The organism is Gilliamella sp. BG1 (assembly GCF_046635625.1).
In the GTDB taxonomy this organism is placed as follows: Bacteria; Pseudomonadota; Gammaproteobacteria; order Enterobacterales; family Orbaceae; genus Gilliamella; species Gilliamella bombi.
Map to the genome: position 1 here is coordinate 1 of NZ_JBIDFG010000031.1, position 8,391 is coordinate 8,391.

The window sequence follows — 8,391 nt, forward strand, 5'->3', positions numbered from 1 at the left end:
GTACTATTAAATGCCAAAATACCATTAGGATTTAATGAATTATGTAATATATTCATCATTTCTTGCGATAATAGATTAGTTGCACCTGAACGCCAATGATAAGTAGTATTCATAATAATTAAATCATACTTTTTATCGCTATTTCGTTTAAGCCAACGTCGACCGTCATCAATATAGATATTAATTCGATGATCATCTAGTATTGGAGAAACAACTGGGTATTGTTTAATAATATCCAAGTAACCTTTATTAATTTCAATGGCGTCAATTGTTTCTAATGTAGGGAAACTTGATAGAGCACGCGTCCAAGCCCCACCACTTACACCAATAACCAACGCTTTTTTAGGATTTAAGTGAGTTGCTGCCAATAAATAAAGTCGATTTAAATCATTTATATCATTATCGGGATCTATATTTAAAATACCATCATACACACTGTTTCCTAATACAATATTTTTTCTTCCATCCTTATTGTCATCGGCGATATGAATTACACCATAGCGATTTTCAATATAAGAATTGATAGATATGTCTTGTCCGAAGCTATCTCTGAAAATATAATCAGTGTGTTTATCGACTAAACAAAAGCAACTAATACCAAGTATAGCAAAGGCAGAAACAGAAACTGCCGATTTTTTAATTATCATCAAGCCACCTAATAAGATACAAACAATACCTATTAAAATAAACATTGATGAAATAGAAATATAATCAAGAAGAACTCCGCCAATTAATAAACTACCAAGCGTTGAGCCAATAATATTAAAAAAATAGACTTTAGAAACTGAAACACCTACTTTTCCATTGGCTATATTCGTCCCTAAATGGTGCACAATTGGAAATAATATTGCATTTAAAGCTGCAACGACAAATATTAAAATACAACATGTACATACACATTCAAATAAACTATTTGGTTGATTTAGGCTTTGAATAACAAATGGAATCAATATATCAATAAGACCAGCAAAAATTAAAACCACTCCTCCGACCAATAGTAGGTTCGAATAGCGTGTACAAATTGCTTTGCCTCGATTTGCACCAAAAGCAATACCTAATAGAAAAAAGAACAGTACAAGTGCAAAAGCATAGGGAGCACCACCTAACATAAAGCTAACGATTCTAAACCATAGCATTTCTTGACCTAAGCTCATTAATCCAACTAAAAGCGAAATGCACCAAGCAAAATATTTCATAGCGATTTTCCTACTCCTAACTAACTATTATTATTTATAACTATTATAGTAAACATATAATTAATTGCTAATGTTTTATACAATTATTCATTTTACATCAAATACAACTAGATATAAACGTAATACAAACCGCCATTAGCTTTATTAATAACGCTATATTGGAAGATTAACTTATAAGTAATATTTATTTGACCAAAAACTAATTTTTGATTAACTTCACACGCAATATGGAATTAAAGCCTATTCCTTCTTAAATTATAAAACGATGAATTAGAGGCAATGATATGTTATATAACCAGCATCATGAAAAAGATAACTGTGGATTTGGTTTAATTGCTCACATTGAAGGACAACCAAGTCATAAAGTGGTGCGTACTGCAATTCACGGACTTGCCAGAATGCAACACCGTGGTGCCATTTTATCAGACGGTAAAACTGGCGATGGCTGTGGACTTTTATTACAAAAACCCGATCGATTTTTTAGATTAGTGGCACAAGATGCGGGCTGGCGTTTAGCAAGTAATTATGCCGTTGGTATGTTGTTTTTGAGCCAAGATGAAAAAGAAGCTCAAATTAGCCGTGATATTGTCGAAGAAGAATTAGCCAATGAAACCTTATCCATTCTAGGTTGGCGTGAAGTACCAATTGATAAAAGTGTGCTTGGTGAAATTGCCCTATCATCATTGCCTAAAATTGAACAAGTCTTTGTTAATGCACCCGCTGGATGGACAAAAATTGATTTAGAACGCCGCCTATACATGGTGCGCCGTCGAATTGAAAAACGGGTACAAGACGATACATTTTACGTTTGTAGCTTCTCAAATCAGGTCAATATCTATAAAGGCTTATGTATGCCTAAAGATTTACCTCGATTCTATCTAGATTTGGCTGACATCCGAATGGAAACAGCAATTTGTTTATTTCATCAACGTTTTTCAACCAATACTGTTCCTCGTTGGCCATTAGCGCAACCTTTTCGGCATTTAGCTCATAATGGTGAAATCAACACTATTGAAGGTAATAGACAATGGGCACAAGCACGTTCCTATAAATTTAAAACGCCACTCATTCCGGACTTACAAGATGCGGCACCTTTTGTTAATGTCACAGGTTCTGATTCAAGTTCATTAGATAACATGCTTGAGCTATTTCTTGTAGGAGGAATGGATATTGTACGAGCCATGCGCTTATTGGTTCCACCTGCATGGCAAAATAATCCTGACATGAACGAAGATCTGCGTGCTTTTTTTGACTTCAACTCAATGCATATGGAACCTTGGGATGGTCCTGCCGGTATTGTAATGTCTGACGGTCGTTATGCCGCATGTAACTTAGACCGTAACGGATTACGTCCTGCACGTTATGTAATAACGACAGACAAACTCATTACCTGTGCATCCGAAATCGGTATTTGGGATTATCAACCTGACGAAGTCGTCACTAAAGGACGCGTTGGTCCAGGTGAATTGTTAGTTATAGACACTGAAGAAGGTCGCATTTTACAATCGTCTGAAACAGACAACGATTTACAAAAACGTCATCCATATAAAGAATGGATGGAAAAAAATGTTAAAAGACTGATCCCTTTTGAAAACCTACCTGATGATAACATTGGCTCTCGATATTATGACGATATCTTGCTAGCAACTTATCAAAAACAATTTGGTTATAGTGCTGAAGAGCTAGACCAATGTATTCGAGTGCTAGGTGAAAACGGTCAAGAAGCCACCGGCTCAATGGGCGATGACACACCATTTGCGGTACTATCAACAAGACCTCGCTCAATTTATGATTATTTTCGTCAAAAATTTGCTCAGGTAACAAATCCGCCTATCGACCCACTACGCGAATCACACGTTATGTCACTTTCAACTAGTATTGGTCGTGAAATGAACGTGTTTGCCGAAGCAGAAGGTCAGGCGCATCGTGTTGCGTTCAAATCTCCTGTTTTGGTTTATTCAGATTTTAAACAATTAACAGCATTAGAATCACGTTATTACAAATCAGAAGCCTTAGATATCACTTATGAAATCGATGGTAGCCTGCGCGATGCCATTGAACAATTATGTGGTGATGCTGAAGCAAAAGTTCGCAATGGCACGGTATTATTGATTTTATCAGATAAAAATATAGCGCCTGATCGCTTACCAATTCCTGCGCCTATGGCAGTTGGAGCTGTTCAGCAACGCTTAGTTGAAAAAAACTTACGTTGCGATGCTAATATCATTGTCGAAACCGCAAGCTGCCGTGATCCACATCAATTTGCGGTACTTCTTGGTTTTGGTGCAACCGCAATTTACCCTTATTTAGCCTACGAAATCTTAGGCCAAATGGTCGATAATAGCACAATAAACAAATCTTACCGTGAAGCCATTCTTAATTATCGTAATGGAATTAACAAAGGCTTATATAAAATTATGTCAAAAATGGGCATTTCAACCGTCGCCTCTTACCGCTGTTCAAAACTATTTGAGGCAGTTGGCTTAAATAAAGAGGTCGTTGAACTTTGTTTCCAAGGAGTTACTAACCGTATTAATGGTGCCAATTTTGATGATTTTGCGCAAGACCAATTTAACTTATCAAAAAGTGCATGGCTGAAAAGAAAACCATTAGAACAAGGTGGGTTACTTAAATATGTTCATGGTGGTGAATATCATGCTTATAATCCTGATGTAGTACAGTCACTACAAAAAGCGGTCAATAATGGCAATTATGAAGATTACAAACGCTATGCCGATATCGTCAACAACCGCCCTATTGCCACCTTGCGTGATTTATTAAAGCTCAATCCACCTGAAAACGCAGCTATTCCACTTGATCAAGTCGAACCAGAAGAATCACTGTTCAAACGCTTTGACTCGGCAGCCATGTCAATTGGTGCGCTAAGCCCTGAAGCACATGAATCCCTTGCCGAAGCAATGAACACGCTCGGTGGTTTTTCAAATTCAGGCGAAGGAGGTGAAGATCCAGCTCGCTACAACACCATAAAAGTATCACGCATAAAACAAGTTGCATCAGGTCGTTTTGGTGTAACACCAAGTTACTTAATGAGTGCCGATGTTATTCAAATCAAAGTAGCACAAGGAGCAAAACCGGGGGAAGGTGGTCAGTTACCTGGCGACAAAGTCACACCATATATTGCTAAATTGCGTTTTTCTGTACCGGGTGTCACACTTATTTCACCACCACCTCATCACGACATTTACTCGATTGAGGATTTGGCACAATTAATATTTGACCTAAAACAGATTAACCCTAATGCCATGATTTCGGTTAAATTAGTATCAGAGCCAGGCGTTGGCACAATCGCAACTGGAGTTGCTAAAGCCTATGCCGACTTAATTACCATTTCAGGCTATGATGGTGGAACAGGCGCCAGCCCATTAACTTCAGTCAAATATGCTGGTTCTCCATGGGAATTAGGGTTGGTTGAAACTCAGCAATCATTAGTCGCCAATGGGTTACGTCACAAAATACGTTTACAAGTAGACGGTGGTTTAAAAACGGGTACCGACATTGTCAAAGCAGCTATTTTAGGTGCTGAGAGTTTTGGATTTGGAACAGGACCAATGGTTGCCTTAGGTTGTAAATATCTGCGTATTTGCCACCTTAATAACTGTGCAACGGGTGTTGCAACGCAAGACGAAAAACTGCGTAGCGAACATTATCATGGCCTGCCAGAAAAAGCGATAAACTATTTCCGCTTTATTGCGCGTAACACGCGAGAAATTATGGCCGAGCTAGGTGTCAGTCGTATCGTCGATTTGATAGGACGCACCGATCTGTTATTAGAACTTGATGGCATCACAGCAAAACAACAAAAACTTGACCTATCAGGACTGCTCGAAACAGCAAAACCTATTGATGGCAAACCAGTTTATTGTATTGAAGACAATAAACCATTTGATAAAGGTGTGCTAAATAAAGAGATCATCACACAAGCACAACAATTTGTTGATAATCGCCAAAGCCAAAGCCTCTATTTTGATATACAAAATACTGATCGCTCTGTGGGTACTAGTTTATCTGGCTATATTGCCAAAAAATATGGTGACCAAGGTCTTGTTGCTGATCCTATTTCGCTTAACTTTAACGGCACTGCGGGTCAAAGTTTTGGTGTTTGGAACGCTGGAGGTGTGGACTTAACACTCACAGGCGATGCCAATGATTATGTTGGTAAAGGCATGGCTGGCGGTCGTATTGTGATTCGACCACCGCAAGGCTCAGCATTTTTAAGCCATGAAGCAACCATTGCCGGTAATACCTGCTTATATGGTGCAACTGGAGGAAAACTCTTTGCCGCTGGACGTGCTGGAGAACGATTTGCGGTACGTAATTCTGGTGCAATTAGTGTTGTTGAAGGCATTGGAGACAATGGCTGTGAATATATGACAGGCGGTATTGTCTGCGTATTAGGTAAAACAGGAGTTAACTTTGGTGCAGGTATGACAGGTGGTTTTGCTTATATTTTAGATGAAGATAGTGATTTCCATAAACGCATAAATAAAGAGTTAGTGGAACTATTGAATGTTGCTGATTACTCAATTCACGAAGAACATTTACGTGGTTTAATAATGGAGCACGCTCAACTTACCCATTCATCACGCGCGGAAGAAATTTTGGCTAATTGGGATGATTATTCAAAACAATTTGTATTAGTCAAACCAAAATCGAGTGATGTAACAGCGCTACTTGGGCACCGCAGTCGCTCATCAGCAGAATTACGTATTCAAGCACAGTAAGGAGAACACGAAAATGAGCCAAAATGTTTATCAATTTATCGATTTACAACGTGTTGATCCGCCTAAAAAATCGTTAAACATTCGCAAAATTGAATTTGTTGAAATTTATGAAGGATTTTCTGCTCCACAATCACAAGCGCAGGCTGATCGTTGCCTTGCTTGTGGCAACCCATATTGTGAATGGAAATGCCCTGTGCATAACTATATACCCAATTGGTTAAAACTGGTTAATGAAGGCAAAATATTAGAAGCGGTTGAACTCTCACATCAAACCAACAGCCTGCCTGAAGTTTGTGGCCGAGTTTGCCCACAAGATCGCCTTTGCGAAGGCTCTTGTACTTTAAATGCTGAATTTGGCGCAGTTACCATAGGTAATATAGAGCGTTATATTACTGATGAAGCCTTTAGAATGGGTTGGAAACCTAATTTATCAAACGTCGAAAAAACAGGATTGAAAGTTGCAGTTATTGGTGCTGGTCCTGCTGGCCTTGCTTGTGCCGATGTCTTAGTCCGCAATGGCGTAACGCCAGTGGTGTTTGACCGTCACCCTGAAATTGGTGGACTACTCACCTTTGGCATCCCAGCGTTTAAACTTGATAAAGAAGTATTAATCAACCGAAGACATATTTTTACTGAAATGGGCATTGAGTTCCGTCTAAATACTGAGGTCGGTAAAACGGTACAATTAACCGACTTAATCAACGAATTTGATGCGGTTTTTGTGGGTGCTGGAACTTATCAATCAATGCGAGCGGGTCTTCAAAACGAAGATGCCAACGGCGTTTATGATGCCTTACCATTTTTAATTGCCAACACTAAACACATAATGAAACATGCGCAAACCCAAGATACCCCATACATTGACATGAAAAACAAACGTGTTGTGGTATTAGGTGGTGGTGATACTGCAATGGACTGTGTACGAACATCTATTCGTCAAGGTGCAACTGAAGTTACTTGTGCTTATCGCCGAGACGAAGCCAACATGCCGGGCTCAAAACGAGAAGTCAAAAACGCCAAAGAAGAAGGCGCACAGTTCCAATTTAACGTACAACCTCTCAGCATTGAAATTAACAGTACAGGACAAGTAACAGGCATAAAAATGGTAAGGACAGAACTCGGCGAGCCAGATGCAAAAGGACGACGCTCGCCAGTAATTATCGAAGGTTCTGAATTTATTCTTCCTGCCGATGCAGTAATTATGGCTTTTGGATTCAAACCACATGCCATGCCTTGGCTTGCTCAGCATGGTGTCGAATTTGACCCACAAGGCAAAATCATCGCACCCGAAGCTAACAGCTACCAAACCACCAATCCAAAAATCTTTGCTGGTGGCGATGCTGTTCGTGGTTCTGATCTAGTTGTCACTGCCATTAGCGAAGGTCGCAAAGCGGCTGAAGGTATCTTAGATTACTTAGAGATTTAGCGACTATCTTGCTCTCAATCAAAATTACTTTAAATAAAAAACAAACCCGCTTTAAAACAGCGGGTTTTTAATGATTCGAGTTTTTATTTTTAATTTTAGTAGCTCAGATTTAATCTAACAGATACTTATTACTCATTAGCATTCATTTCAACAAAATCGAGTTAACTTCTTGTAATATTATATGCTTCTTCTATTTGCAGAATAAATAAGAAAACAGTAAAATTAGCGATTTTACTATTATCGTTACACTAAAAATTAACGTTACATCAATTATCTACTGCATCAGGTATGAATAATATTTATAAAAAGCATTAATTATTAATAAAAACATAAGTTAATTATAAAATGGAGATAGTATGAAAAGTAAAGGTGTCGCATATTTATTATGGTTCTTTCTTGGAATGTGGGGAGCCCATCGCATGTACTGTGGAAAATGGATTACAGGCTTCATTTGGTTTTTTACTGCTGGTTTATTAGGTATTGGATGGTTTTTAGACCTATTTCTAACTAGCGGTATGGTTGACTATGCTAACTGTATCTACAAAAGTAAATATAATCTGTCACCAAATAATATTTCAATTCAAGTTAATAACGCTTGCCACACTGAACCATCAACACAGGCTATAAATGAAAAAAATTCATAGTATGTAAAAAGGCTATTTACATTTCATGATTAAAATAATCCTTTAAAACTCATAAGGCGTTTTTCCCTAAAATCACTTTATGGGGTTTAAAGGTATTATAAAAATTAATAAAGCATTTGAGCTTTTATTTTCTATCTTTTGCATCACTAAATATTTGTTGATTACGCTACATATTAATTCAAAATTAGTATCACTCTTTTCGGCTTTTCCATTCGGTTTGAAGGTTGGTGGTTTTTGTAAATATTTTTTCAACTTTAACCAAACGTTTAATTCCATAAAAAATAGTTTTATAACGTTCATTCTTACTAGGGGCTGTTGATCTTTGCTGTACATAAATTACTCAACAATACATTGGCAGCCACATTAACATAAATGCCAGTGAT

5 protein-coding genes are annotated in these 8,391 nt (G+C 37.9%); 3 read left to right on the forward strand and 2 right to left on the reverse strand.

All coding sequences use genetic code 11. The features are described 5' to 3' along the window. The coding region (locus ACGH80_RS11350; protein WP_411631182.1) for a spermidine synthase at positions 1-1,196 on the reverse strand (1,196 nt) is incomplete at its 3' end. A 284-nt stretch (positions 1,197-1,480) separates the two neighbouring features. On the opposite strand from ACGH80_RS11350, the gene gltB reads away from it, so the two are divergent. From gltB to ACGH80_RS11365, 3 genes are all read left to right on the forward strand, one after another. Beyond that, positions 1,481-5,938 (forward strand): glutamate synthase large subunit, encoded by a 4,458-nt coding sequence (gene gltB, locus ACGH80_RS11355; protein WP_085164349.1) that lies wholly within the window; start codon positions 1,481-1,483, stop codon positions 5,936-5,938. 13 nt (positions 5,939-5,951) lie between these two features. Continuing rightward, positions 5,952-7,364 carry an FAD-dependent oxidoreductase gene (locus ACGH80_RS11360; protein WP_065589372.1) on the forward strand — a complete coding sequence of 471 codons (1,413 nt, stop codon included), beginning with the start codon at positions 5,952-5,954 and terminating at the stop codon, positions 7,362-7,364. Positions 7,365-7,720: 356 nt separating this feature from the next. Then, a complete protein-coding gene (locus tag ACGH80_RS11365; protein ID WP_174798987.1) occupies positions 7,721-8,008 on the forward strand; it encodes an NINE protein in 288 nt (95 codons plus the stop codon). Positions 8,009-8,080: 72 nt separating this feature from the next. Here ACGH80_RS11365 and ACGH80_RS11370 read toward each other — a convergent pair whose 3' ends face one another. Further along, a complete protein-coding gene (locus ACGH80_RS11370) occupies positions 8,081-8,341 on the reverse strand; it encodes a hypothetical protein (protein WP_174798986.1) in 261 nt (86 codons plus the stop codon). Positions 8,342-8,391 lie beyond the last annotated feature (50 nt).

Excerpts from the sequence above, each read along its gene's own strand:
- ACGH80_RS11360 (WP_065589372.1), top strand. The coding sequence starts at position 5,952 with ATGAGCCAAAATGTTTATCAATTTATCGATTTACAACGTGTTGATCCG.
- ACGH80_RS11365 (WP_174798987.1), top strand. The coding sequence starts at position 7,721 with ATGAAAAGTAAAGGTGTCGCATATTTATTATGGTTCTTTCTTGGAATG.
- gltB (WP_085164349.1), top strand. The coding sequence starts at position 1,481 with ATGTTATATAACCAGCATCATGAAAAAGATAACTGTGGATTTGGTTTA.
- ACGH80_RS11370 (WP_174798986.1), bottom strand. The coding sequence starts at position 8,341 with ATGTACAGCAAAGATCAACAGCCCCTAGTAAGAATGAACGTTATAAAA.